Here is a 23775-nt window from a genome sequence, read left to right on the forward strand (position 1 = left end):
AGGGAGAAACCATGAAGACGACTATCCGTCCGGGGTTTTGCCGTGTAATCGGCCTGGGCGCCAGTGTGCTGGCTGCATCCGCATTCGGCGCCCCTCTGGCCGACCGCCTGGAGCGGCCGGCGCCGCTGTCGGTCAGTGCCGGGCATCGCCTGTTGACCGATGTACAGCGAGTAGGGGAGCGGCTGGTTGCGGTCGGTGAAAGCGGCCACATCCTGCTACGCGAGCCTGATGGGCGCTTGCAGCAGAGCAACGTGCCGGTCGACCTGCTGCTCACCGCCGTGCACTTCGTCGACGAAGCGCACGGCTGGGCGGTCGGCCATGACGGCGTGGTGCTGCACAGCGAGGATGGCGGCAGGACCTGGAGCCAGCAACTCGATGGCCGCACCATCAGCCAGCTGATGGTCACCTGGGCCGAGGGGGAAGTTGCCCGGCTCGAGGCCGCCATTGCCGTCGCGCCGGGCGACACGTCGCTGGAAAGCGCCCTGGACAACGCCAATTTCGCCCTGGACGACGCCAGGGCCGGCGCCGAGGCAGGTTCCTCGCGTCCGCTGCTGGATGTCTGGTTCCGCGATACGCAGGAAGGTTGGGTGGTGGGTGCCTACGGCATGATCGTGCACACCCGCGATGGCGGACAGACCTGGGCCTTCCTGCCCGGTCTGGAAAACCCTGACCGATTGCACCTCAACACCGTTCTGGGACTGGCCGATGGCAGTCTGCTGGTGGGCGGAGAGGGTGGTCGCCTGTATCGATCACGCGATGCAGGCCCACATTGGCAGTCGTCCCAGCCCAGCGGCCCTGCCTCCCTGTACAAGCTGATGCAACTTCGCGACGGCCGTGTACTGGCTCATGGCTTCGGCGGCACGCTGCTGTCCAGCCAGGACCGGGGCGACAGTTGGCAGCAAGTGACCTTGCCGGTTCGCGCCGGGCTTTATGGGGGAGTGGAGCTGGACGACGGCAGCCTGCTGCTGGCTGGCCAGGGCGGCGTGCTGCTGGCCAGCCGCGACGGCCAGCACTTCAAACCCTGGTCACCTGCGAACAAGGCGGCGCTGCTCGGCGTCGCGATGATCGACCCCACTCGATTGGCACTGGTCGGTGGCAGGGGACTGCACGTCTTGCCGATGTCCGAAGTCCGGGAGCAGTTGCAATGAATGCTGCGATGCCACACGAAACGCTCAAGGTCGGCAGCCGGTTGAAACGCATGGTCGGCTACACCGAACGCACCCTGTTCCACCACCGTCCGGCGGTGCTGGCCTTCTTCACGCTCGTCTTCCTGCTGCTCGGCTGGAAGGCCCTGGAGCTGCGGCCCGACGCCAGCTTCACGCGGATGATTCCCTCCAGCCACCCCTACATCCAGAACTACCTGAAGTTCGAGGACGTGCTGAGGCCGCAGAGCAATGTGCTGCGGGTACTGGTGGAGAACCCCGAGGGCGAGATCTTCACCCGCTCGTTCATGGAAACGCTGCGCGAAGTCAACGACAAGGTCTTCTATATCCCCGGGGTCGACCGCGGCAATCTCAAGTCCCTGTGGACGCCCAACGCAGTCTGGAGCGAGGTGACCACCGAGGGCCTGCGCGCCGGGCGGATCATCCCGGATGGCTACGACGGCAGCCCGGAGGCGCTGGCCCAGGTCAGGCAGAACATCCTGCGCGCCAACATGCTCGGCAGCTTCGTGGGCAACGATTTCCACTCGGCGATCATCCGCGTGCCGCTGCTGGAGAAGAACCCGGAAACCGGCCAACCGCTGGACTATGGTCAGTTCGCCAAGGTGCTGGAAAAGGAGGTGCGCGAACACTTCGCCGGCCAAGGCGTGCGCATCCGGGTGATAGGTTTCGCCCAGATCATTGGCGACCTGCTCGCCGCCGCTGGCGACATCGCATTCTTCTTCGCCCTTACTGTCGCCCTGATCAGTCTGTTGCTGCTGGCCTATTGCCGCTGCTGGCGCAGCACCGCGGTGACGGCGCTGACCTGCCTGCTCACCGTGATCGGTCAGCTCGGTTTGCTCAGCCTGCTGGGCTTTGGGCTGGATCCATACTCGATCCTGGTGCCTTTCCTGATCTTCGCCATCGGCATCAGCCATGCGGTGCAGAACATCAACCTGATGATGAGCGAGATGGGCAGCGGGGCGACGCCGCTGGAGGCGTCCCGACGCACCTTCCGCGCGCTGTTCATTCCAGGCTCGACGGCGCTGCTGGCCGATGCCGTCGGCTTCATCACCCTGCTGGTGATCGATATTGGGGTGATCCAGCAGCTGGCCATTACCGCCAGCATCGGCGTGTTCGTCGCCATCTTCACCAAGATGTTCCTGCTGCCGGTCCTGATGTCCTACGTCGGAGTCAGTCCACGCGGGCTGCGCCAGCAGCGCAGACGCGCCGATTCTTCCTGGCCGGTGTTCCGCCGGCTGAGCCGCGTGGTCGAGCCGCGCATCGCCGTGCCGCTGGTGCTGGGTGGCTTGCTGTTGCTCGGGTTCGGCTACCACGCACGGCAGGACCTGAAGATCGGTGACCTCGATGCGGGGGCTCCGGAGTTTCGGCCTGAGGCTCGTTACAACCAGGACAACGCCTACCTGCTGGATCACTACAGCACCAGTACCGATGTCTTCGTGGTGATGTTCAAGACACCCGCCGAACAATGTGCGCGTTTCGCCGCCGCGGACCTGGCCAACCAGCTGGAACGCGAACTGCTGGAAGTGGAAGGGGTGGAGTCCGTTCAGTCGCTATACGGCTCCATGCGTTTCGGCATCCTGGCGCGAAACGAGGGTAACCCCAAGTGGGCGGAGTTCTCCCGCGACCCCTATGTGATGAACAACGCCCGCGCCGGGGCTTCTTCGGAACTGGTGGATGCCAACTGCAGCGTGGCGCCCATCAGCGTCTATCTGGCCGACCACAAGGCCGAAACCCTGGCCCGCGTGACCGGTGCTGCAGAGGCCTTCGCCCGACAGCGAGGTGGCGGCGACTTCGAGGTACTCCTGGCGGCCGGCAATGCCGGCATCGAAGCGGCGACCAACCAGGTCATCCAGCGTTCGGAAAAACTGATGCTGGTGCTGGTGTTCGCGATCATCTCGCTGGTGGTGTTCTGGGAGTTCAGATCGGTCAAGGTCACCTTCGCGCTGATGGCGCCGCTGTACCTGTCCACCGTGCTCTGTGAGGCAGTGATGGCGCAGATGGGGCTGGGGGTGAAGGTCGCCACCTTGCCGGTGATCGCCCTCGGCGTCGGTATCGGTGTCGACTACGGCATCTACCTCTACAGCCGCATGGAGGCATTCCTGCACCAGGGGCTGCAGTTCAACGCGGCCTTCTTCGAGGCGCTGAAGACCACCGGCACCTCGGTGGCGTTCACCGGCATCACCCTGGCGCTCGGCGTCGCCACCTGGTCGCTCTCGGCGCTGAAGTTCCAGGCCGACATGGGCCTGCTGCTGGTCCTGCTGTTCGTCTGGAACATGGTCGGCGCGCTGGTCCTGCTGCCGGCCATCGCCTCCCTGCTTACCCCGCAACGATCCAACGAAAGGAAACACCCATGAGAGTCTCTGCATCGAGGAGCGGCCGCTTCATGGCGCTGCTCACCGCCATTGCACTGCCTGTCTGCGCCCAACCGGGTAACGCACCCCAGGCAACGACGGACGACACCTTCCTGGCCAAGCCACAAGCAGAACGGCCGAACCAGGAGCCGGCCATCGTCCGCCCCGCGCAGGAGAAGGTTGCAGCCGAACGCCTGAGCGAGTTGAGGCGGCAGTTCGGCCACGCGCCGAACATCGTCGTCGTGCTGATGGACGATGTGGGCTGGGGGGACCTCGGCGTCTATGGTGGCGGCGATGCGGTCGGTGCGGCCACACCTAACCTGGACCAGATCGCCCATGCCGGCCTGCAATTGTCCAATACCTACTCGCAACCGTCCTGCACCCCCACACGGGCCACGATCATGACCGGCCAGCTTCCGGTACGTACCGGCCTGCTGCGCCCGATGCTTCCCGGCGAGGGGGCGAATGGCCGTGGGCTCGATGCGAAAGCGACCCTGCCGCAAAAGCTCAGGGAGGCCGGTTACGTCACCCGTGCGGTCGGCAAGTGGCATTTGGGTACGTTCAAGGAAGCGCAGCCGCAGAATGTCGGCTTCGACCACTACTACGGCATCCTCACCTCGTCCGACGACTACACGGCCTGGCGCGAGCCCTGGCGCAACCCCGACCTGGTCACCGATCCTGTGCGCAATGCCTGGGCCGCAAAAGGCGAGACCATGGCCATTGTCGAGGGCAGCAGCGGCGAAGAAGCGAAACCGGTCTTCCCGATCGATAACGACTCGATCCGCTTTGTCGACGAGAAGCTGACCGAGCACGCGGTGCGTTTCATCGAAGGCAGCAAGGACAGCAAGCAGCCGTTTTTCCTGTACTTCGCCACGCGCGGGGCTCACAACGACAACTATCCGCACCCGGATTTCGCCGGCAAGTCTCTGGCCAAGTACCCGTACAAGGACGTGATGGTCGAACTGGATCACCGCATCGGCGAGATCCGTGACGCGCTGGAGCGCAGCGGCCAGTTGGAGAACACGCTGATCTTCATCACCAGCGACAACGGTCCCTTTGCAGAAGCTTTCCCCGACACCGGGCACACACCGTTCCGCGGCGCCAAAGGCACCAGCTACGAGGGCGGGGTACGCGTCCCCGGAATCGCCTACTGGAAAGGCACGATCAAGGAGGGCCGGGTGTCCGCCGGGCTGTTCGATCTGACCGACCTCTATGCCACTGCACTCACGCTTGCAGGTGCCAGCGACAAGCTGCCCGGCGACCGCTTCATCGACAGCATCGACCAGTCATCCTTCCTGCTGGCCGACAGTGGCGCCTCGCGCCGACGCACCCAGTACTACTGGGCAGGGAACGCCTTCATGGGCCTGCGTATCGCCGAGTTCAAGGTTCTGATCCGTGACCAGAACTATCAGCATGACGATACCTGGCCGCGCAACAGCCCGTTCCAGGCCACGGTGCAGAGTTCGATGTATGGCGGCAAGCTGTTCAACCTTCTGATCGACCCCAAGGAAGAGCACGCGATGGCCCCGCTGAAACAGCCGCACATCCCGGTCTTGTTGCAAGCCGCCAAACAGCATGCAGCCACCTTCAAAGCCTTCGCTCCACCGGTGCCGATCCAGCTGCAATAGCGACGTTGGGGGTGCACGGTTGGCTTGATGGCGGCAGGTGGAAATAGCCGCTAGGCAATTCCACCTGCCCGTCCTCCAGCTATCGGCTGGACCAAACCTGACGCTTCGACGCGTCCGGGAAACTACCAGGCGCTGTCGATTGGAGCACCGCTGCGCTCAGGGAATCGATGTATCAGTAACGGGGCAGTTGCGGCTCGCGGCGCGTGAGAATCCCTTCCGTGCGTGCCTTGAGTGCTTCATCGAGCAGTTCCGGCTGGGGCAGCAGCCAGTAGCGTCCTTCGTTGATGCCGGCGAAGACGCGCTGGGCGAACTCGTCGGGAGACAAGCCGTTCTCCTGCAACATGCCGCGCAGCTGGTCCACGAAGCCGCGGACCGCCGGTTGCTCGGGGGCATCGCCGAAGGGGTCGTCGAAGATGCCGCTCTGCACCGGGCCAGGCGCCAGCAGCGAGACGCCAATCGGCGCATCGAGCATGCGCAGCTCGCCATGCAGCGATTCGGTCAGCGCCACCACGGCGAATTTGGTCGCCGAGTACGGGGACATCAGCGGGCTTGGCAGGAATCCGCCAATCGAGGCCGTGTTCACGATATGGGAGCGGCTGCCTTGCTTCAGTAGTCGAGGCACGAAGCTGCGGATACCGTTCAGCACGCCCTGGACGTTCACGGCGAAGCTGTGTTCGAAACGCTTTTGCGAGATTTCCCAGGTGAAGCCGGTCGCCATGACCCCCGCATTGTTGAACAGCAGGTCGACGCCGCCGAATCGCTCCCAGGCGCGCGCGGCCAGCTGGTCGACGGCTGTCCCGTCGGTGACGTCGGTGGGTACGGCGAGTACCTCGGTGTCGAGGGAGGCGCCAAGCGCCTCGAGCCGTTCCCTGTCGATATCGGCAAGCACCAGGCGCATGCCCAGTTCGGCTGCCCTGCGCGCGAGCCCGGCGCCGATGCCGCTGGCTGCGCCGGTGATGACGGCTGTAGCGCCCTTTCGGCAGATGTGTTCGCTCATGACCAGATTCCTCCGTGGTGTGCAAGGTGGAGCGAAGGCGGTGGGCTTCATGAAACCCACGGATTCACGCCTGGCCCTATCCGCGCAACGGTCGGGGGGGCCATAGCGAACCCGCCCACGAGGCTATGCGGGCGTTGGTGCGGTGTCATGGTCCGAAGCGACTAGTTGCCTTTACTCGCGCTCCGTTCGCTTCGGCATCGAATCGGCCGCTCGCTTGTCGGCGTTGGCTGCGGTCCGTTGGCGAACAAGGCGCAGCTGATGGCTGCAGCCGGGCAACCTTTTGGGGTAACCTCCCGCATCCGAACTGACCAAACCTGGTAAATGCGTAAGATGGGTTTTGAACAACTTGCTGAATTGAGGGATCGTCTTCGCGCTCAGGCTGAGCAATCTCGTCCGGCGAAACCGGAGTCGAAGCCCAAGCCGAAGGCCAAGCGGGCCGCAGCGCCGAAACAGCGCCGCGAGCCGGTTTCCCCCGAAGTGGAAATCATCTGGCGCCTGCAAAGCCTCTTTCCCCTGGCCTTCCCGCGGAACCCCGCGCCCAAGGTTCCGCTCAAGCAGGGCATTTTCGAAGACGCGCAGCAGCACCTGGAAGCTCTGGGTACGACGGCGGAGCAACTGAAGCAGGCCATTGGCGCCTGGTGCCAGGGCAGTCGTTACTGGGCCTGCCTGGTGGAGAATGCCGCACGTGTCGACCTGCAGGGCCAGGCCGTCGGCGAGGTGACGGCAGCCCAGGCACTGCATGCGCGCAAGCTGGCCTCGCGCCGCGCGCGGGAGCAGGCGCAGGAGCGCAAGGCCAAGCGCCCGCGGCCTGACGCCCCGGCCGCAGGCGCTGCCGAGGCAGAAGCCACGCCGACAGCGGACTCGAACTGAAGTCGGCTCCCGAGGCGGCCCGGTCGGGCCGCTTCACCTTTCTCAGGCCAGATTCCGCTGGCGGGCCGGCGCAGCCTCGATGGCGCGCTCGGCCATTTCCTTCAGCTGACGCATGGACTCTGCCGATTCGCGGTCGATCTGGCGGCGCATCACCAGCAGGTTGGCCAGGCGCATGGCCCAGCCGGAGAAGCCGTACTCGAGGGTCCGGACGAAGCGAGTGCCGGTCGCCGTTTTCTCGCATTCGTAGGTCAGCAGCAGCTCTAGCCCGTGGGTGCCCCGCGCGGTGGCGCGCCAGCGCGAGCCGGGGCTGTATTCGGTCACGTCCCAGCTGAGGTGGCCCGCGCGGCCGCCTGCGTGGATGTCTTCCTCGAAGTGGCTGCCGGCGGGCAGCGGGCCGACATGCCCGTCAACGCGCAGGGAGGAGGGGTGCCATTCAGGCCAGCGGGTGGCGGTGCTGGCGTAGGCCAGGACCTGTTCCGGGCTGTGGGCGATTTCCACTTCGTGCTGCATGCGGGTCATGGGACTCTCCTGTTCCAACGGTTCCCAGTGCAGGCTGCCCTTGAGCCAGTCCATCAGCGGGAAGACCAGGTTGAAGTTGTGGCGCTGCATCAGGTCGCGGCGATGGTGCAGTTCGTGGAGTCGGCGCATGTGGCGTATCCACGGTAGACGCGAGATCGGGTGGCTGGCGGGCAGGTGCTCGCAGGCGTGGAAGACTTCGTAACTCAGGTAGCCGGCCAGCAGCGTGGCGGCGAAGAGCGCGGCGGCATTGGTATTGATGAAGGACAGCAGCCACCAGGCGGGGAACAGGGCGGCGCTGAAGAGGACGATGAGCCAGGCCGGGAAGAGGATCACCCGCCAGTCCCGGGCCGAGTCCCAGGTCATCTGACCGGCGACGAAGAAGCTGTGGTGATCCCCCGTGTGGCGTTTGTAGAACAGCGCGCCGAGGCGGGTCTTGTGGTGGCCGAGGTTTTTGTGGATGGCGTATTCGCCCCAGTTGAAGAACACCGACGCCGCCGGCACCACCAGCCACTCCCAGGGTTTCACGTTTTCCAGGCTGCCGATGAAGAAGGCAAGGCAGGCCGCGCCGTAGGCCAACACGAAGGCGCCATGCAACCAGGCGTTGTAGAGGGGATGGATGGCCGCGCGGTAGCGAGCGCGGAAGGCCTGGGTGTCGTGGATCATGGGCTGCTCCGGCAGTCTTGTTGACATAGCCTGGAGTCTAGTGGCGAATGCCTTATTTCGATAATGGATAGCGCGAATGTGCATTATTCATGATGTGAATCGGCATCGCATTCAACTGGATCCTTTGCCGGTGGCGCCGCCGCCCGTGCAGATGAATCTGGTTTGGCACCGTCAGCAGCATCGGGCTCCCGACCGGCGCTTGCCGAGAGCGATGCCTGAGTGGCATTTCCGGGCATATCGACGAACGGTTCGGCCTGCCCGAAACCCCCGGCGGCAGGGGGCTCCGCTCGGTCCGCGGAGGGTAATGTCGCGTAGGACTATTCGTTAGCTACCGAACTAATTTCACTTCGGCCAGTCCTAGTTTCAGGAATTGGTCATTGGTCTGCAGCTGTCCAGGCATCAGCTTGTGCTCCAGCCAACTGACGTTGATCAAGGAGGCTCCATCTTGCGTGCCGGCGGTGTATCCGCATCTTTCGCACGTCTGCAGGTGACATGTTCGCCGAGGTGTCCGCTGATCTTTCCCGTTTTACCCTTTTGTTGTCCGGAGTTTTGAATATGAAATCTGTTATCGCCCTTGCTTCCGCCCTGACCATCGTCCTTTCGGCCACTTCCGCCATGGCCGCAGGCGGTGGCGATCGCTCGACGCAGCGCTGGCAGGCCCGTCTGGCCAAGGTCCAGATGAAAGAGCAGCAGCAAGAGTCTGTCGCTCAGAAACAACGCGCTGAACAGGGTCGGCAGGGCTGACCCGAGGGGGCGGCTGGCAGGACCCGCTGTCCGCAAGGTTCCTCACGCCGCCCACTACCCCATGAAGAAGGCCCGCCCGGCATTGCCGGGCGGGCCTTTTTGCATTTCTCGTCTTGGGGTTTGCTGCCGTCTTCCGGCAGGGCCGGCAGCTGCTTCGCGCCGTCTCAGCCTCGGCTACGCCTCAGACGCGACCGCTCCAGCGCAGCAGCGGCCAGATGCCCAGCACGGCGGGAATGCCGAGGCCGATCCAGGCGAGGGCGTCCCAGCCGCCATCGCCCAGCAGGGCGCTGAACAGGCCCAGGGCCGAAAGCAGGCCGATGGCGATGGGGAGGGCGAAGGTGGATTGCCGCCAGTTCATGCCGTGGCCCCCTCGGCTGTGCGTTGACCGATGCCGCGACGCTGACGTGCCCACCAGAGGTACAGCCCGCTGGCCAGTACGACGATGGTGAGGATATCCAGCGCGGCCCAGAGCAGCTGCATGGGGCGGCCGCCGTAGTCGCCGAAGTGCAGTGGCTGGGACATGGCCAGGGCGTCCATGTACCAGGGGCGTTGGGCGACGGCGGTGACTTCCAGGGAGCGTGCATCGATCAGCACGGGCGTCCACAGGTGGGCGGTGAGGTGCGTGCTGCCGACCATGAACACCGTGTAATGATGCTCGCTGGAGAAGCGGGTGCCGGGGAAGGCGATGAAGGCCGCCTGCATGCCGGGTAGCTTCTTGCCGGCGATTTCGAGAACCCTGTCCACCGGCGCGCGCTCCGTCAGTGGCGGCGCGTTGCGATAGGGCTCCACCAGGGCGGCAAGGGCGTCCTGGCGCCAGGCATTGATCAGCAGGTCGGCACAGGCGCTGATGATACCGGTGACGCCCACCACCAACGCCCAGGTCAGGGTGACGATGCCGATCAGGTTGTGCAGATCCAGCCAGCGGGTGCGGGTGGCGCGCGCGTGGCGCACCTCGGCGAATTTCAGGCGGTGCATGAAGGGCGAATAGAGCACCACCCCGGAAACGATGGCGACGACGAAGAGCAGCCCCATGAAGGCCAGCAGCAGCTTGCCCGGCAGCCCGGCGAGCAGGTCCACGTGCAGGCGCAGGATGAACATCAGCACGCCGCCGTTGGCCGCCGGCATGGCCACCGGCTCGCCGCTGCGGGCGTCGAGCATGAAGGTGTGCGAGGCGTTCGGCTCGGTGCCGGCCGTGGCGGCGGTGATGGCGATCACGCCGTTGGGTTCGTCCTTCTCATAGCCCAGGTACTGCACCACCTCGCCGGGGCGATGGCGCTGGGCGGCGTCCACCAGTTGCTGCAAGCCCAGGTGCGGAGTGTCCGGCGCCATTTCGCGCAATTCGGGTGCCTCGCCCAGCAGGTGCTCCAGCTCGTGATGGAAGATCAGCGGCAGCCCGGTGAGGGCCAGCATCAGCAGGAAGAAGGTGCAGACCAGGCTGGTCCAGGTGTGGACCCGGGACCAGCGCCGGATGGAGCGGCTTTGCATAGGGAATCCCTGTTCAGCAGCCGCCCGCCGGGCGGCCCTTACTTGGCGGTGGTTCAGAACCGGTAGTTCACGCTGCCGACGACGGTGCGTTCGTCGCCGTAGTAGCACCAGTAGCCATCGCAGGTGGACAGGTACTCCTTGTTGAACACGTTCTTCGCGTCCACCGCCACGGAGAGACCGCGCAGCGAGCCGTCCATGCGGCCCAGGTCGTAGTGGACCGAGGCGTCGTAGACGGTGTAGGAACCGGTGTGGCCGAGCCAGGTGTTGGCGGTGTTGCCGTAGCTGTCGCCGACATAGCGCACGCCACCGGCGATGCCGAAGCCGTCGAGGACACCGCTGTGCCAGGTGTAGTCGGCCCAGGCGGTGGCCTGATTGCGCGGGACCTGGGCCATGCGGTTGCCCTTGTCCGGACCTTTCTGGATCTCGCTGTCGGTGTAGCTGTAGGAGGCCACCAGCTTGAGGCTCTCGGTGAGGTCGGCGGTGGCTTCGAGTTCCAGTCCGCGCACTTCCAGCTCGCCGACCTGGCGGGTCACGTTGCCCTCCGCGACGCTGACGTTGGTCTGGGTCAGGTCATAGACGGCCGCCGTCAGCATGGCGTCGGCGCCGGGCGGCTGGTACTTGATACCCACTTCGTACTGGTTGCCCTCGGTTGGTTGGAAGGACTGGATGCTGCTGACGGTGGCGCCCATGGCCGGCTGGAAGGACTCGGCGTAGGAGATGTAGGGCGTGACGCCATTGTCGAACAGGTAGCTCAGGCCCACGTTGCCGCTGAAGGCCATGTCGCGCTGGGTGGTGGTGGCACCGTTCTGGTTGAAGAACGTGGCGTCGGTGTGCAGCCAGTCCTCGCGGCCGCCGAGGGTCAGGCGCCAGTTGTCCAGGGCGATCTGGTCCTGGATGTAGAGGCCGGTCTGGCGGGTCTTCTGGTTGTAGTCCTGCAGGGTGAAGTAGGTGACGCCCGACAGGTCGGCGCCGTAGATCGGGTTGTTGACGTTGATCGGCGGTACGCCGACACCGTAGCGCCAGCGGTAGTTGGTGTTCGAGCGCTGGTGGTCGAGGCCTAGCAGCAGGGTGTGGTCCAGCGCGCCCGTGCTGAAATTGGCCTGAAAGTTGTTGTCCACGGCGAACTGGCTGATGTCCTCGTCGACGATGCCGGATTCGCGGCTGACCATGCCGTCGGCGTCGACGGTATTGACGGTGGACACGTTCACTGCCTGGAATTCCAGGTCGCTCTTGGTGTAGCGCAGGTTCTGGCGGAACTGCCAGACATCGTTGAAGCGGTGCTCGAAGGCGTAGCCCAGGGCGTAGTAGGTGCGATCGTAGAAGTCCCAGCCCGGCTCGCCCAGGTTCTTGTGGTGGGAGATCTCGCCGAAGGGCGAGTCGATCTTGGTGCCCTGTAGCGGCAGGAACTGGCCGGTGATGCCCGTGTCGTCGCGGGTGTATTGCGAGAGGAAGGTCAGCCGGGTGTCGTCACCCATGTTCCAGGTCAGGCTCGGTGCCAGGTTGTAGCGCTTGTCCGGAATGTGGTCGACGGGCGAGTTGCTGTCGCGCACGGTGCCGCTGACGCGGTAAAGGAACTGGCCTTCTTCGTCGATCCTGCCGGTACTGTCGAAATTGATCTGCTTGTGCTCGTTATTGCCGACCTGCAGTTCCACCTCGTTGGTCTGCTCGGCCTGCGGACGGCGGCTGACCATGTCCAGCAGGCCGCCGGGCGGGGTCTGGCCATAGACGGAAGACGCCGGGCCGCGCAGCACGGCGATGCGCTCCAGGTTCCAGGGCTCGATCTTCGGGTTGGCGAAGGAGCCCACCGGCAGCGGCAGGCCGTCGAGGAACTGGGTAGGTACGAAGCCGCGCACTTTCAGCCAGTCGGCGCGGGAGTCGGAGCCGTAGCCGCTGCTCATCACGCCGGCGGTGTAGCGCAGCGAGTCGTTCAGGTTGAGGGTGGGGCGCGAGTCCAGCTGCTCCCGGGTGATCACCGAGATCGAACGGGGAATCTCGTTGATGGCGGTGTCGGTCTTGGTGCCGGCGGCGGTACGGGTGGCCACCATTCCGGTGGTCGGACCCCAGGCGGTTTCATAGCTGCGGTCGCCGTCGATGGTCACGTCCGGCAGGTTCATCACGTCGTCGGCTACAGGCGCCAGGCTGTAGCTGTCGGTGCCGTTCTGCACCAGGCGCAGGTTGCTCCCCGACAGTGCCTGGGACAGTGCCTGCAATGGAGTGAGCTCACCCTTCACGGCGGGCGCGGTCCGGCCGGAGGTCAGGGCCGGATCGATGCTCAGGGCGATGCCGGCATCGGCGGCTATGCGATTGAGCGTGCTGGCCAGGGGGGCGGAAGGCAGCTCGTAGCGCTCGGCCCGGGCCTGGGTGGAGAGGCCAACGAGGGCGATCGCCAGCGCCAGGAAGGCGTGGCGGAACGGGGTGGAATCAGGGCGCAATGGAAATATCTCCTAAGTGAGAAATTGTCTCAATGCCCTGTTGCCGAAGCAGAATCGAAAAGTGATAGGGGGGACAGAGAAGATTTTTTCTGGCCGGACCGGCGGCGGTCGGATCAGGAGCTGCAGTGGAAAAGGTGAAGGGGGAAGGCGAGAAGGGGGGCGAGGCGTGGCCTCACCCCCGGGGCGACTCAGTGCTTGCTGCCGTCTTCCGGCAGGGCCAGCAGTTGCTTCTCGCGGTTCCAGTCGAAGGGCTCGCCGTTCTGCTCGGCTTCAAAGCGACGCTCGTCCAGGCGCTGGAAGAGTTCAATCTCTTCGTCGGGCATGAAGTGCAGGCAGTCGCCGCCGAAGAACCAGAGCAGGTCGCGGGGCACCAGGTGGGCGATCTGCGGGTAACGGTGGAAGACCTGGCTGATCAGGTCCTGGCCCAGGTACTGGCTGCCTTCGGGGTCGCGCGGCAGTTCGCTCATCAGCTCGTCGAAGCGCTCGACGAACAGGGCGTGGTTCTCTTCCGGTACCTGTTCGGCCTCGCCCAGGGCGACCAGGATGCCGCGCAGGTGGGCGAGCAGGGCGAGGTGGTGGTCGAGGTAGGGATTGGCCATGGTGGATTTCCTGAAGCTGGATCGGGCGCGGGAGTATAAGGCCCCCGGCGCCGGCTGTCCTGCCCGCGGGCTCAACGGGTCTTGCCGGGAGCGCGCGTCAGCTCTTCCTTGGCGAAGTCGTCGACGTCGATCACCTTGCGCCGGGCCGCTTCGGCGGCGCGCAGCTGATCCGCTTCCGTCGCGTCCAGGACGCCTGCGGCCAGTCCGGCTGCTATGGCGTCCTCGCCCGGGGCCGGGTGCAGCAAGCCTTGCTTCAGGGCCTGTTGCAGCTTGTGCCGGGCAGGCTGGCTGGCATTGGCGAGGTCGATGGCGCGCTGCAGCGCCGCCACCGGGTCGCCGCCGGACTGTGGGCGATGGCAGCCGGCGAGCAGCTCTTCAAGGGCCGGGTCGCCACGGTCGCGGCCGATCACCCCGGCCACTTCGGCGTCCAGCTTGTCCGACGGGCCGGGATGGCGCCGGCCGAGGGGGAACACCAGCACCCGCAGCAGGCCGCCCATCAGCGCGTTGGGGAAGTTGTCCAGCAGTGCGTCCAGCGCCTGCTCGGCCTTGCCCAGGCATTCCTCCAGGGCCCAGCGCAGCAGCGGTTGCAGGTGGGTGGCGTAGTCGCGGTCGTGGTAGCGCTTGAGGGCGGCGGACGCCAGGTAAAGGTAGCTGAGGGCGTCACCCAGGCGTGCCGACAGCCGCTCGCGGCGCTTCAGCTCGCCGCCGAGCAGCAGCATGCTGCAGTCGGCCAGCAGGGCGAAGGCGGCGGCCAGGCGGTCGAGGGCCCGGAAGTAGGGGCGGCAGAGGTTGTCCCCCGGCGCGTCGCCGAGGCGCCCGAGGCTCAGCCCCAGGAGCAGGCTGCTGGCGGCATTGCCCGTGGCGAAGCCGATATGCCTGAGCAGCAGCCGATCGAACTCCAGCAGCGCCCAATCCTGGTCCTCACGGTTGGCCAGCGCCATTTCCGCGAGCACGATCGGATGGCAGCGGATGGCTCCCTGGCCGAAGATCATCAGGTTGCGCGAGAGGATGTTGGCGCCCTCCACCGTGATGGGGATGGGGGCGCCCTGCCAGGCGCGGCCGAGGTAGTTGTTCGGGCCGAGGATGATCCCCTTGCCACCGTGCACGTCCATGGCGTGGCCAATGCACTCGCGACCGCGCTCGGTGAGGTGGTACTTGAGGATGGCGGAGAGCACCGACGGTTTCTCGCCCTGGTCCACGGCGCTGGCGGTGAGGAGGCGCGCGCTGTCCATCAGCCAGGCGTTGCCGGCGATGCGCGCCAGGGCCTCCTGGATGCCTTCGAAGCTGGCCAGGGGAACATTGAACTGCTCGCGCAGGCGCGCGTACTGGCCGCTCACCAGGCTGGTGAACTTGGCCGTTCCGGTGGCCGCCGCCGGGAGGGAAATGGAACGCCCCACCGAGAGGCAGTTCATCAGCATCATCCAGCCCTTGCCGAGCATGGCCTGGCCGCCGATGACGAAGTCCAGCGGCACGAACACATCCTTGCCGGAGTTGGGGCCATTCATGAAGGCCGCGCCCAGGGGCAGGTGGCGCCGGCCGATCTCGACGCCGGGGGTGTCGGTGGGCACCAGGGCCAGGCTGATGCCCAGGTCCTCCTCCTCGCCCAGCAGGTGGTCCGGGTCATAGGCCTTGAACGCCAGGCCGAGGAGGGTGGCCACCGGCCCGAGCGTGATGTAGCGCTTCTCCCAGGTCAGGCGCAGGCCGAGCACTTGCTGATCCTGCCACCGCCCCTTGCAGACGATGCCGACATCCGGCATGGCGCCGGCGTCCGAGCCGGCCAGCGGGCCGGTGAGGGCGAAGCAGGGGATGTCCTCGCCGCGGGCCAGGCGCGGCAGGTAGTGCTGGCGTTGCTGGTCGGTGCCGTAGTGCATAAGCAGCTCGGCCGGGCCGAGGGAGTTGGGCACCATCACGGTGGAGGCGAGGTCGGCGCTGCGGGTGGCCAGCTTCATCGCCACCTGGGAGTGGGCATGGGCGGAGAAGCCCTTGCCGCCATATTCCTTGGGAATGATCAGGGCGAAGAAACCGTGGCGCTTGATGTGTGCCCAGGCCTCGGGCGGCAGGTCGAGCTGCTGGCCGACCTCCCAGTCGCTGACCATGGCGCAGAGTGCTTCGGTGGGACCGTCGAGGAAGGCCTGTTCTTCCTCGGTCAGTTGCGGGCGGGGGTGGTCCAGCAGCTTGCGCCAGTCCGGGCGGCCGCTGAACAGCTCGCCGTCCCACCAGACGGTGCCGGCCTCGATGGCCTCCCGCTCGGTCTCGGACATGGGCGGCAGCGCCCGCTGGAACCAGGCGAACAGCGGCGCGCTGAGCCACTTGCGGCGCAGGTCCGGCAGCGCCAGGGGCAGGGCCACGGCGAACCAGAGCAGCCAGAACAGAAGCAGCAGCCAGCCCGGGGCGTGGCTGAGCAGGGCCATCAGCCCGAGAAAGCCGGCCACCAGGCCCAGGGCGGGGAAGGGCGCGGTGCGGCGGTGGCACAGGAAGGCGACGCCCAGGATCAGGGCGAGTAACCAGAACACGAGCATGGTCGATCCTCCTGGATGGCGGCGCGGCGGCCGTCACGAGCTTAGTCGCCATCCATGGCCATGGCGACCTGCACGCACAGGCCGGTACAGCGAGCTGAAGCACAGTTTGATGAGTAAAGTTTGCCGGGCACTTTGCCATTGCCCGGCCTGCCAGTAGCATCGTCGCATTGACCTGGGAGCGACGAATGCGAACCAAACTGGATGCCTGTCTGCACGCGGTAAACCAGGTACTGCTGGGCAAGGAGGCGCAGGTGCGCCTGGCCCTGACCTGCCTGCTGGCCCGCGGACACCTGCTGATCGAAGACCTGCCCGGTATGGGCAAGACCACCCTGGGCCATGCCCTGGCCAAAGTGCTGGGGCTGAGCTTCCAGCGCATCCAGTTCACCTCGGACCTGCTCCCCGGGGATATCCTCGGCACTTCGGTGTTCGACAAGGACAGCAGCCAGTTCGTCTTCCACCCAGGTCCCGTGTTCGCCGAACTGGTGCTGGCCGACGAGATCAACCGCGCCACCCCCAAGAGCCAGAGCGCCCTGCTCGAGGCCATGGAAGAAGGGCAGGTGACCATCGAAGGCGCCACCCGGCCGTTGCCGGAGCCCTTCTTCGTCATCGCCACCCAGAACCCGGCCAGCCAGGGGGGCACTTTCGCTCTGCCGGAATCACAGCTGGATCGCTTCCTCATGCGCCTGTCCCTCGGCTACCCGGCCAAGGCGGCGGAGAAGGCGCTGCTCCAGGGGGAGGCGCGCCGCGAGCTGCTGCCGCGTCTGGAGCCCGTGTTCAGCCATGCCGAGCTGGGGCTGATCCAGGCGGAAGTGCCGAAGGTGGTGGCCCGTGACGCCCTGGTGGACTACGTCCTGCGACTGGTGGACGCCACCCGCAGCCAACCGCAATTCGCCTGGGGCCTGTCGCCCCGGGCCAGCCTGGCGCTGCTCTCCGCGGCCCGCGCCTGGGCCTTGCTGGCGGGGCGCGACTATGTGATCCCCGAGGATGTCCAGGCCGTGCTGCCCTCGGTGGTCGGCCACCGCCTGCGCGAGCGCGCCGATCCGTCCGGTCACGGCGGTGGTGCCCTGGTGCAGTGGCTGTTGCGCGAAGTGCCGGCGCTCTGATGCTGGAAGTCCAGGTCGACCGCTGGCTGGACCGGCGGATTCCTCCGGCCGCCCAGGTGCGTCTCGATCAGCGGCGGATCTTCATTCTGCCCAGCCGCGCGGGCGCCGCCTTCGGGCTGGCGCTGGTGCCCATGCTGCTGGTGGCCATCAACTACCAGAACAGCCTGGCTTACGCGCTGACCTTCCTGCTGGTCTCGGTGTTCCTGGTGGCCATCCTGCACACCTATCGCAACCTCGCCGGGCTGACCCTCAAGGCTGCGGGTGGCGCGCCGGTCTTTCTCGGCGAGCAGGCGCACTTCCGGGTCATCCTCGAAAGTGCCGGCCGCGAGCACCAGGCCGTCGCGATCGGCTGGCCGCCGCTGCCCATGCAGGTCCAGGACGTGCCGGCGCAAGGCGCCTGCGAAGTCGAGCTGCATGTACCCACCTACCATCGTGGTTGGCTGCGGCCGCGGCGCCTGCGGGTGGAGAGCCGCTTCCCCCTTGGCCTGCTGGTGGCCTGGAGTTGGGTGGACCTGGACCAGGCCCTGCTTGTCTACCCGCGTCCGCAGCCCGGTGACCTGCCGCTGATGGCCGGACGGGGTGACGAGGATGACGACGAAGGTCAGCACGCGCTGGGCGCGGGGGCGGACGACTACCAGGGGCTGCGTGCCTACCAGCCGGGGGATTCGCGCCGGCGCCTGCACTGGAAGGCCTATTCGCGGGGCCAGGGCCTGTTCGTCAAGGAGTTCGCGGCGCTCGCCGGGCGCAACCTCTGGCTCGATCTGGAAGAGCTGGAGGGAGGCCTGGAGCAGCGCCTGGGGCTGCTCTGCCATTGGGTGCTGCATTTGTCCGCCCGTGGCCAGCCTTTCGGCTTGCGCCTGCGCGGCGAGGAATTGGCTCCGGATATCGGCGACACCCACCGCGAGGCCTGCCTGCGCGCCCTTGCGCTGTACGGGACGCCGCAATGAAGGCCGGCCAGCCCATCACCCGGATCGGCCTGACCTGGCTGCTGGTGGCCCAGGTGCTGGTGATCCTGCCGCACCTCTTACACCTGCCTTTATGGATCATCGCCATGTGGTTGGGCTGCGCCGGCTGGCGCATCCAGATCTTCCGCATGCGCGCCCAGTACCCCGGCGCCCTGGTCAAGGCGGCGCTGATCCTCGCCGTGGCGCTGGGCGTTATCCTCTCGCGGGGCACCCTGGTGGGGCTGGAAGCGGCGGTCGTGCTGCTGGTGGCGGTGTTCATCCTCAAGCTGGTGGAGTTGCGCAGCCAGCGCGATGCGCTGGTGCTGGTGCTGCTGGGCTTCTTCACCCAGGTGACCGCCTACCTGTTCAACGACAGCATGCTGGCCGCGCTCTACAGCCTGTTGCCACTTTGCGCATTGCTGGCGGCCTTGGTGGGGTTGCAGCAGAGCCGCTTCGCGGAGCGTCCGCTGGTACCGCTGAAGGCCGCCGGCACTCTGCTGCTGCAGGCGGTCCCGCTGATGCTCCTGTTGTTCCTGTTCTTCCCGCGCCTGGGGCCGCTCTGGTCGTTGCCGCTGCCGAACGACAAGGGCATCACCGGTCTGTCCGACAGCATGAGCCCGGCGGATATCGCTGAACTCAGCCGCTCCGACGAACTGGCCTTCCGCGCCAGCTTCGATGGTCAGGTGCCGCCCGTCAGCCAGCTCTACTGGCGCGCCCTCACCCTGGAACGCTTCGATGGGCGCCGCTGGTCCCAGTCCATCGGCTCCGAACGGGAACCTGGTGCGGATTGGCGCAGGGTGGGCGAGCCGCTGCGCTACAGCATCGTCATGCAAGCCAGTGGCAAGCCCTGGCTGTTCGGCCTGGATGTGGCGCAGACCCAGGAAGAGGGTGTGCGCACCCTGGCCGACTTCCGCATGGAGCGGCGCCAGCCGGTCGACCGCTCGCTGCTCTACCAGGTCACCTCCTGGCCCCAGGCGGTGCGGGAGCCCGAGGGCAATCCGTCGGCATTGCGCCGGGCCCTGCAGTTGCCGGCCCAGGGGGACGCGCGGGCGCGTGCCTGGGCGCAGGAACTCAGGCAGCGCCACAAAGACCCCCGCCAACTGGTGGAGGCCTTGCTGGCGCATTTCCACCGCGAGCCCTACGTCTACACCCTGAAACCGCCCCGGCTCGGCGAGGACAGCATCGACGCCTTCCTCTTCGACAGCCGTCGCGGCTTCTGCGCCCATTACGCCGGTGCCATGACCTTCGTCCTGCGCGCGGCCGGCATTCCCGCACGGGTGGTGGCGGGTTACCAGGGCGGCGAGCTGAACCCGGCCGGCAACTATGTGCTGGTGCATCAGTTCGATGCCCATGCCTGGGTGGAGTACTGGCTGCCCGGGCGGGGCTGGACCAGCGTCGACCCGACCTTCCAAGTGGCGCCGAGCCGCATCGAGCGAGGCCTGGAAGAAGCACTGGCCGGCGAGCAGAGCTTCCTCGAGGGGGCGCCCCTGTCGCCATTGCGCTACCGCCAGTTGGCCTGGCTGAACGATCTGCGGTTGGCCTGGGACAACCTCAACTACGGCTGGCAGCGCTGGGTGCTGGGCTATCAGGGGGCGGTCCAGGTGGAACTGGTGCGTCGCTGGTTCGGCAGCCTGGACAGTCGCCTGCTGGGCCTCGGCCTGGTCGCGGCGGGGGGGCTGCTGATGGCGGTGTTGGCGCTCTTCCTGTTCGCCCCCTGGCGACGCGAGCGCGACCCGCAGCTGCGCCAGTTCCAGGCCTTCGAACGATTGCTGGCGCGCCACGGCGTGCAGCGCGGCAAGGGTGAAGGACCGAGAGACTTCGCCGATCGCGCGAGCCGCGAGTTGCCCGGACAGGCGGCGCAGATTCGCGCCTTCCTCGCCGCCTTCGAGGCCAGTCGCTATGCCGGGCGTTCACCGGCCGACCCTTCCGCTCCGTTGCGCGCCTTGCGCAAGGCGTTGCCCTGGCGCCTGCGGGCAGTGCGCCGATGAGCCATGCTAGATGAACGCCCCGCCCACGTCCGGGCCTGAAGTCTGGAGAGCCTGAAATGGCCAGATTGCTGGACGACCTGATCGCGTCGGTCATTAGCCTGGACGTTCGCCTGCGCGCCTGCGTGGCGCGCATGGAGGCCGGGACCGATGACGAGGCGTTGCACGACCTGCGGGTCGCCACCCGGCGCTTGCGCAGCCTGTTGCGCCCCCTGCGCGGCCAGCCGGCGGCGGATGTGCTGAGCCAGGCGGCGGCGGACCTGGCGACCCTGAGCGGGCCACTGCGGGACCTGGAAGTGCTGATCATCGAGTTGCGCAGCCATGGCCTGGATCGCCTGACCCACGAGAGGGAGAAGGGCCGGCGAATCGGCTATGCGCAACTCCTCCTGGCACCCGAGTTGCCGCGCCTGTTCCAGGTGCTTGAAGCCTGGCCGCACCTGATGAGGGTGTCGCATCGTGAAGGGCTGCTGAAGGGGCTGCGCAAGTCCATCGAGAAATCCCTGGCAAAAAACCGCAGCCGCCTGGAACTGGCCCTGCGCGATCCATCCCACGACCGCCATCGCCTGCGTCTGCTGATCAAGCGCATGCGCTACAGCCTGGAGGCCTATCCGGGTTTCATCGATCTGTCGCCCAGAGCCTTGCGCCTGCTGGTGGGGGCGCAAACCGTGCTGGGCAATTGGCATGACAATTTCCAGTGGCTGGCCCGGGCACGGCTGGAGCCGGACCTGCGGCCCCGGACGAAGGCCTGGGAGCTGGCCATGCATGCCGCCGAAGTCCGCTCGGACCGGGTCCTGGAGAAACTGCGCCGGCAGCTGGGCTGAGGCGGTCGTGGCGTTTATCCCCTGCGCCTTGGCGTGGCAGCCCTGTCGCGCAGCTTTCGAGGGGGCGAGGCAATGCCATAAGATCGCCGCCAGGTGACTGATGACAGGGATTCCCGATGAACTTTTCCGAATTGATCCAGGCGGCTCGCCGCAATCCCGCCGAAGTGGTGGTGCCCGCGACCTGGGGACAGGGACGCGCGGTGTTCGGGGGCGTCGTCACGGCCCTGGCCTTCGAAGCCGTGCGCGCGAAAGTCGAAGCGGGCCGGCCTGTGCGCTCCCTGGCGACCACCTTCGTCGGGCCGCTGGAGCCGGAAGTGCCGGCCATCTTCGAAGCCGAGCTGCTGCGCGAGGGCAAGGCGGTGAGCCAGGTGTTCTGCCGCGTGTTGCAGAAGGGCCAGGTGGTGGCCCTGGTGCAGGGCAGCTTCGGCGGCTCGCGCCCGTCGGTGGTCCGGATGGACGCCGAACCCGCCCCCGAGATGAAGGGGCCTGAAGACTGCTTCGAACTGCCCTATATCCAGGGCGTGACCCCGGAGTTCACCCGTCACCTGGCCATGCGCTGGGGGATCGGCGGGATGCCGTTTTCCAACAGCCGCGAACGCGAAATGGGCGGCTGGGTGCGCTTCCGTGGCGAGGTGGAGAAGGAACCGCTCAGCGTGGCCCACCTTCTGGCGCTGGTGGATGCCTGGCCCCCGGCCACCGTTCCCCACCTGCCGGCTCCCGCACCCGGCAGCACCCTGACCTGGACCATCGAGTTCGTCCAGCCGCTGCTGCAGCTGGATACCCATGACTGGTGCAAATACCGCGCCCGCATAGAGCATGCCCGAGATGGCTACGGCCACGCGGCGGCAGCCCTGTGGACGCCCGCTGGCGAGCTGGTGGCGATGAGCCGGCAGACGGTGGTGGTGTTCGGCTGACCCAACTTGTGGGGGCGATTTCAATCGCGAATGAACTCGCTCAACAGTGCCCCGCCAGGGCTGGGTGCCTACACGGACTGTAGGGTGGATCACGCTTCACCGATCCACCATCGGTGTCCCGCATGGCGACGCTGGTGGACAGAAGAGCGCTGTCCACCCTACGGCCTGCGCAGCGCTTTCGCGCATAAATTCGCTCCCACAGAATTGCCCGGTTGGGGCACGAAACCTTGTGGGGCGAATTCATTTGAATTCGCTCAACAGTGCCCCGCCAGGGCTGGACGCCTGCACGGAGATTCATAGCCAGTAGGGTGGATCACGCTTCACCGATCCACCATCGATTCTCGGCATGGCGACGCTGGTGGACAGAAGAGCGCTGTCCACCCTACGGCACTGCGCAGTGCTTTTCGCGCATAAATTCGCTCCCACAGAATTACCCCGTTGGGGCACGAAACCTTGTGGGGGCGAATTCATTCGCCAAGGGCAACGCAGTTGCCCCCGCCTGTTCCACCAGACGGCCGAAGTCCTCGTGATTGCTCCGCGAGAGGCGCATCACCGCATGCATCAAAGCCCCTTCCCGATGGCCATCGAGGCAAGGGTCGGAAATGCCTTCGCGCAGCGCCGGTTTTTCAAGAGCGATCTCGGCAATCACCCGGGCCTGTGTCACCGGGCATTACGGAAGCGAAGTAGGGCAGGTCCGCACCGTCGTGCAGGACCTGCCGCGCGTAACAGCCAAAGTTGCAATACACGGCTGGAGGCAACTCCGGCCGATGAAGGGATCACGCGTGCTGGGTGAATCCGACCTGACCCGGCTTGCGGTTCGGCGCGAAGCCGTTCCGGGCCAGTGTCTCGTCGGCGTCCTTGTAGAAGGTGCCGATCTTGTAGATCCTGCGGGCTTCCTCGCCGTTGGCCACTTCACGGCCGAACTCGCGGGAGATGCGCACCAGTTGCTCGATCTGCTCGACGGTCGTCATCTTGGCGGTCTGGCGCTGGTTCCAGATGTTGTCCTCGATGCCACAGCGCACGTGCAGACCCAGGGCGATGGCCATCATGTTCAGCGGCAGCACGTTGCGCATGCTGGTCTCCAAGGTCAGCACCGAACCGTCCGGGCAGGCACGCACGAAGTTGGCCAGGTCATAGGGATTCGGCGAGTCGAAGCCGCCGCCGATGGCTACCCAGGTGAGGATCAGCGGCACGTTGCACGCGCCGCGGCGCATCATGCGCTCCACGGTATTGAGCTGGGTGATGTTGGCCAGCTGGAAGTGGGTCTGGATGCCCTTGGCCGAAAGGCGGCGGATGTGTTCCTCGACCCAGGCCGGGCCAGCCGGGATGGTCATTTCCTGGTAGGCCTTGAGCATCACCGGGTCTTCCAGCGAGGTGCCGCGGATGTCGGCGGCGGTCATCTGCTCGCAGACGTTCATCTGGTTGGTGTTGATGGCGATGGTGACCTGCTCCGGGGTCGGAGTCAGTTCGGCCAGCATGTGGCGGGTGTCATCGGACAGCCACTTGGCGACGTCGCCATCGTTTTCCGGGGCGAAGGAAATCGAGCCGCCGACCTGGAGGATCATGCCCGGGCAGGCTTCGCGAATTCCGGCCAGCAGTTCGTTGAACTTGGACAGGCGCTTGGAGCCCTTGCCGTCTTCCTCACGGACGTGGACGTGCAGCACAGTGGCGCCGGCGTTGTAGCAGTCCACGGCTTTCTGGATCTGCGCCTCCATGCTTACCGGGATATCTTCCGGGAAGTCGGATGGTAGCCACTCCGGACCATAGGGGGCGGCGGTGATGACCAGCTTTTCCATGTTTTCGACAAACAGGGAGCCATCGATGAAGTTCATGAGTTACTCCTGGGATCGGCAGTGCAGTGATTGTTGTGAGGTTCGGAGAGATCAGAAGGGCTTGTCGCCGACGATGGCCGCGCGCTCCATCTTGCGATGGCAGGGCGGGTAATCCATCACGGCGTAGTGCTGGGTGGAGCGGTTGTCCCAGATCGCCATGCTGTTGGGCTTCCAGCGCCAGCGCACCTGGTACTCCGGTACGTAGG

At 66.2% G+C, this 23775-nt stretch carries 19 protein-coding genes; 10 read left to right on the top strand and 9 right to left on the bottom strand.

Annotated features, from left to right (window positions below; translation table 11 throughout):
- The first annotated feature begins 11 nt into the window (after window positions 1-11).
- The 3 genes from ACFW0H_RS20750 to ACFW0H_RS20760 are packed head-to-tail and all read left to right on the top strand — an operon-like array spanning window position 12 to window position 5142.
- Window positions 12-1148, top strand: a complete 1137-nt coding sequence (locus ACFW0H_RS20750) for a WD40/YVTN/BNR-like repeat-containing protein (RefSeq protein ID WP_422915743.1) — start codon at window positions 12-14, stop codon at window positions 1146-1148.
- Between the two features lie 8 nt (window positions 1149-1156).
- Window positions 1157-3517 (top strand): efflux RND transporter permease subunit, encoded by a 2361-nt coding sequence (locus ACFW0H_RS20755; protein WP_422915744.1) that lies wholly within the window; start codon window positions 1157-1159, stop codon window positions 3515-3517.
- A gap of 29 nt (window positions 3518-3546) precedes the next feature.
- On the top strand, window positions 3547-5142 hold the full coding sequence (locus ACFW0H_RS20760) for a sulfatase-like hydrolase/transferase (protein ID WP_422915745.1): 1596 nt from the start codon (window positions 3547-3549) through the stop codon (window positions 5140-5142).
- A 172-nt stretch (window positions 5143-5314) separates the two neighbouring features.
- Here ACFW0H_RS20760 and ACFW0H_RS20765 read toward each other — a convergent pair whose 3' ends face one another.
- Window positions 5315-6139 (bottom strand): SDR family NAD(P)-dependent oxidoreductase, encoded by an 825-nt coding sequence (locus tag ACFW0H_RS20765; protein WP_422915746.1) that lies wholly within the window; start codon window positions 6137-6139, stop codon window positions 5315-5317.
- 330 nt (window positions 6140-6469) lie between these two features.
- Between ACFW0H_RS20765 and ACFW0H_RS20770 the strand changes: the two genes are divergently transcribed.
- A complete protein-coding gene (locus tag ACFW0H_RS20770) occupies window positions 6470-7009 on the top strand; it encodes a ProQ/FinO family protein (protein WP_422915747.1) in 540 nt (179 codons plus the stop codon).
- 42 nt (window positions 7010-7051) lie between these two features.
- Here ACFW0H_RS20770 and ACFW0H_RS20775 read toward each other — a convergent pair whose 3' ends face one another.
- Window positions 7052-8191: an SRPBCC family protein gene (locus ACFW0H_RS20775; RefSeq protein WP_422915748.1), complete on the bottom strand. Its 1140-nt coding sequence runs from the start codon at window positions 8189-8191 to the stop codon at window positions 7052-7054.
- A 492-nt stretch (window positions 8192-8683) separates the two neighbouring features.
- Between ACFW0H_RS20775 and ACFW0H_RS20780 the strand changes: the two genes are divergently transcribed.
- Window positions 8684-8935, top strand: a complete 252-nt coding sequence (locus ACFW0H_RS20780) for a hypothetical protein (protein WP_422915749.1) — start codon at window positions 8684-8686, stop codon at window positions 8933-8935.
- A 181-nt stretch (window positions 8936-9116) separates the two neighbouring features.
- Here ACFW0H_RS20780 and ACFW0H_RS20785 read toward each other — a convergent pair whose 3' ends face one another.
- The 5 genes from ACFW0H_RS20785 to ACFW0H_RS20805 form a co-directional block, all read right to left on the bottom strand.
- On the bottom strand, window positions 9117-9293 hold the full coding sequence (locus ACFW0H_RS20785) for a hypothetical protein (RefSeq protein ID WP_422915750.1): 177 nt from the start codon (window positions 9291-9293) through the stop codon (window positions 9117-9119).
- Complete coding sequence (locus tag ACFW0H_RS20790) at window positions 9290-10420, bottom strand: PepSY-associated TM helix domain-containing protein (protein WP_422915751.1); 1131 nt, start codon at window positions 10418-10420, stop codon at window positions 9290-9292. The genes ACFW0H_RS20785 and ACFW0H_RS20790 overlap by 4 nt, the downstream gene beginning before the upstream one ends.
- A 53-nt stretch (window positions 10421-10473) precedes the next feature.
- Entirely contained in the window at window positions 10474-12852 is a 2379-nt protein-coding gene (locus tag ACFW0H_RS20795; protein WP_422915752.1) for a TonB-dependent siderophore receptor, read from the bottom strand.
- Between the two features lie 188 nt (window positions 12853-13040).
- Window positions 13041-13451, bottom strand: a complete 411-nt coding sequence (locus ACFW0H_RS20800; protein ID WP_377696550.1) for a PA2817 family protein — start codon at window positions 13449-13451, stop codon at window positions 13041-13043.
- A 71-nt stretch (window positions 13452-13522) separates the two neighbouring features.
- Window positions 13523-15970, bottom strand: coding sequence for an acyl-CoA dehydrogenase (locus tag ACFW0H_RS20805; RefSeq protein WP_422915753.1), 2448 nt, complete (start codon window positions 15968-15970; stop codon window positions 13523-13525).
- A gap of 185 nt (window positions 15971-16155) precedes the next feature.
- Between ACFW0H_RS20805 and ACFW0H_RS20810 the strand changes: the two genes are divergently transcribed.
- The 5 genes from ACFW0H_RS20810 to ACFW0H_RS20830 all read left to right on the top strand — a co-directional run bounded on the left by ACFW0H_RS20810 (window position 16156) and on the right by ACFW0H_RS20830 (window position 21737).
- A complete protein-coding gene (locus tag ACFW0H_RS20810; protein WP_422915754.1) occupies window positions 16156-17073 on the top strand; it encodes an AAA family ATPase in 918 nt (305 codons plus the stop codon).
- Window positions 17073-18020, top strand: coding sequence for a DUF58 domain-containing protein (locus ACFW0H_RS20815; protein WP_422915755.1), 948 nt, complete (start codon window positions 17073-17075; stop codon window positions 18018-18020). Before ACFW0H_RS20810 ends, ACFW0H_RS20815 begins: the two co-directional genes overlap by 1 nt.
- Window positions 18017-20005 carry a transglutaminase TgpA family protein gene (locus ACFW0H_RS20820; protein WP_422915756.1) on the top strand — a complete coding sequence of 663 codons (1989 nt, stop codon included), beginning with the start codon at window positions 18017-18019 and terminating at the stop codon, window positions 20003-20005. Before ACFW0H_RS20815 ends, ACFW0H_RS20820 begins: the two co-directional genes overlap by 4 nt.
- A gap of 56 nt (window positions 20006-20061) precedes the next feature.
- Window positions 20062-20823, top strand: a complete 762-nt coding sequence (locus tag ACFW0H_RS20825) for a CHAD domain-containing protein (protein WP_422915757.1) — start codon at window positions 20062-20064, stop codon at window positions 20821-20823.
- Between the two features lie 116 nt (window positions 20824-20939).
- Window positions 20940-21737, top strand: a complete 798-nt coding sequence (locus tag ACFW0H_RS20830) for an acyl-CoA thioesterase (RefSeq protein WP_422915758.1) — start codon at window positions 20940-20942, stop codon at window positions 21735-21737.
- A gap of 776 nt (window positions 21738-22513) precedes the next feature.
- Here the strand turns inward: ACFW0H_RS20830 and ACFW0H_RS20835 are convergent.
- Together ACFW0H_RS20835 and ACFW0H_RS20840 are read right to left on the bottom strand one after the other, a co-directional pair.
- Window positions 22514-23569, bottom strand: a complete 1056-nt coding sequence (locus tag ACFW0H_RS20835; RefSeq protein WP_422915759.1) for a beta-keto acid cleavage family enzyme — start codon at window positions 23567-23569, stop codon at window positions 22514-22516.
- A gap of 51 nt (window positions 23570-23620) precedes the next feature.
- Window positions 23621-23775 (bottom strand): TauD/TfdA family dioxygenase (locus ACFW0H_RS20840; protein ID WP_422915763.1); only part of this gene is annotated, 155 nt, incomplete at its 5' end.

The organism is Metapseudomonas cellulosilytica (assembly GCF_049334135.1).
Classification (GTDB): domain Bacteria; phylum Pseudomonadota; class Gammaproteobacteria; order Pseudomonadales; family Pseudomonadaceae; genus Metapseudomonas.

Excerpts from the sequence above, each read along its gene's own strand:
- ACFW0H_RS20825 (WP_422915757.1), top strand. The coding sequence starts at position 20,062 with ATGGCCAGATTGCTGGACGACCTGATCGCGTCGGTCATTAGCCTGGAC.
- ACFW0H_RS20790 (WP_422915751.1), bottom strand. The coding sequence starts at position 10,420 with ATGCAAAGCCGCTCCATCCGGCGCTGGTCCCGGGTCCACACCTGGACC.
- ACFW0H_RS20820 (WP_422915756.1), top strand. The coding sequence starts at position 18,017 with ATGAAGGCCGGCCAGCCCATCACCCGGATCGGCCTGACCTGGCTGCTG.
- ACFW0H_RS20780 (WP_422915749.1), top strand. The coding sequence starts at position 8,684 with ATGTTCGCCGAGGTGTCCGCTGATCTTTCCCGTTTTACCCTTTTGTTG.
- ACFW0H_RS20765 (WP_422915746.1), bottom strand. The coding sequence starts at position 6,139 with ATGAGCGAACACATCTGCCGAAAGGGCGCTACAGCCGTCATCACCGGC.
- ACFW0H_RS20770 (WP_422915747.1), top strand. The coding sequence starts at position 6,470 with ATGGGTTTTGAACAACTTGCTGAATTGAGGGATCGTCTTCGCGCTCAG.
- ACFW0H_RS20800 (WP_377696550.1), bottom strand. The coding sequence starts at position 13,451 with ATGGCCAATCCCTACCTCGACCACCACCTCGCCCTGCTCGCCCACCTG.
- ACFW0H_RS20750 (WP_422915743.1), top strand. The coding sequence starts at position 12 with ATGAAGACGACTATCCGTCCGGGGTTTTGCCGTGTAATCGGCCTGGGC.
- ACFW0H_RS20830 (WP_422915758.1), top strand. The coding sequence starts at position 20,940 with ATGAACTTTTCCGAATTGATCCAGGCGGCTCGCCGCAATCCCGCCGAA.
- ACFW0H_RS20775 (WP_422915748.1), bottom strand. The coding sequence starts at position 8,191 with ATGATCCACGACACCCAGGCCTTCCGCGCTCGCTACCGCGCGGCCATC.
- ACFW0H_RS20755 (WP_422915744.1), top strand. The coding sequence starts at position 1,157 with ATGCCACACGAAACGCTCAAGGTCGGCAGCCGGTTGAAACGCATGGTC.
- ACFW0H_RS20815 (WP_422915755.1), top strand. The coding sequence starts at position 17,073 with ATGCTGGAAGTCCAGGTCGACCGCTGGCTGGACCGGCGGATTCCTCCG.
- ACFW0H_RS20835 (WP_422915759.1), bottom strand. The coding sequence starts at position 23,569 with ATGAACTTCATCGATGGCTCCCTGTTTGTCGAAAACATGGAAAAGCTG.
- ACFW0H_RS20810 (WP_422915754.1), top strand. The coding sequence starts at position 16,156 with ATGCGAACCAAACTGGATGCCTGTCTGCACGCGGTAAACCAGGTACTG.
- ACFW0H_RS20785 (WP_422915750.1), bottom strand. The coding sequence starts at position 9,293 with ATGAACTGGCGGCAATCCACCTTCGCCCTCCCCATCGCCATCGGCCTG.
- ACFW0H_RS20760 (WP_422915745.1), top strand. The coding sequence starts at position 3,547 with ATGGCGCTGCTCACCGCCATTGCACTGCCTGTCTGCGCCCAACCGGGT.
- ACFW0H_RS20805 (WP_422915753.1), bottom strand. The coding sequence starts at position 15,970 with ATGCTCGTGTTCTGGTTACTCGCCCTGATCCTGGGCGTCGCCTTCCTG.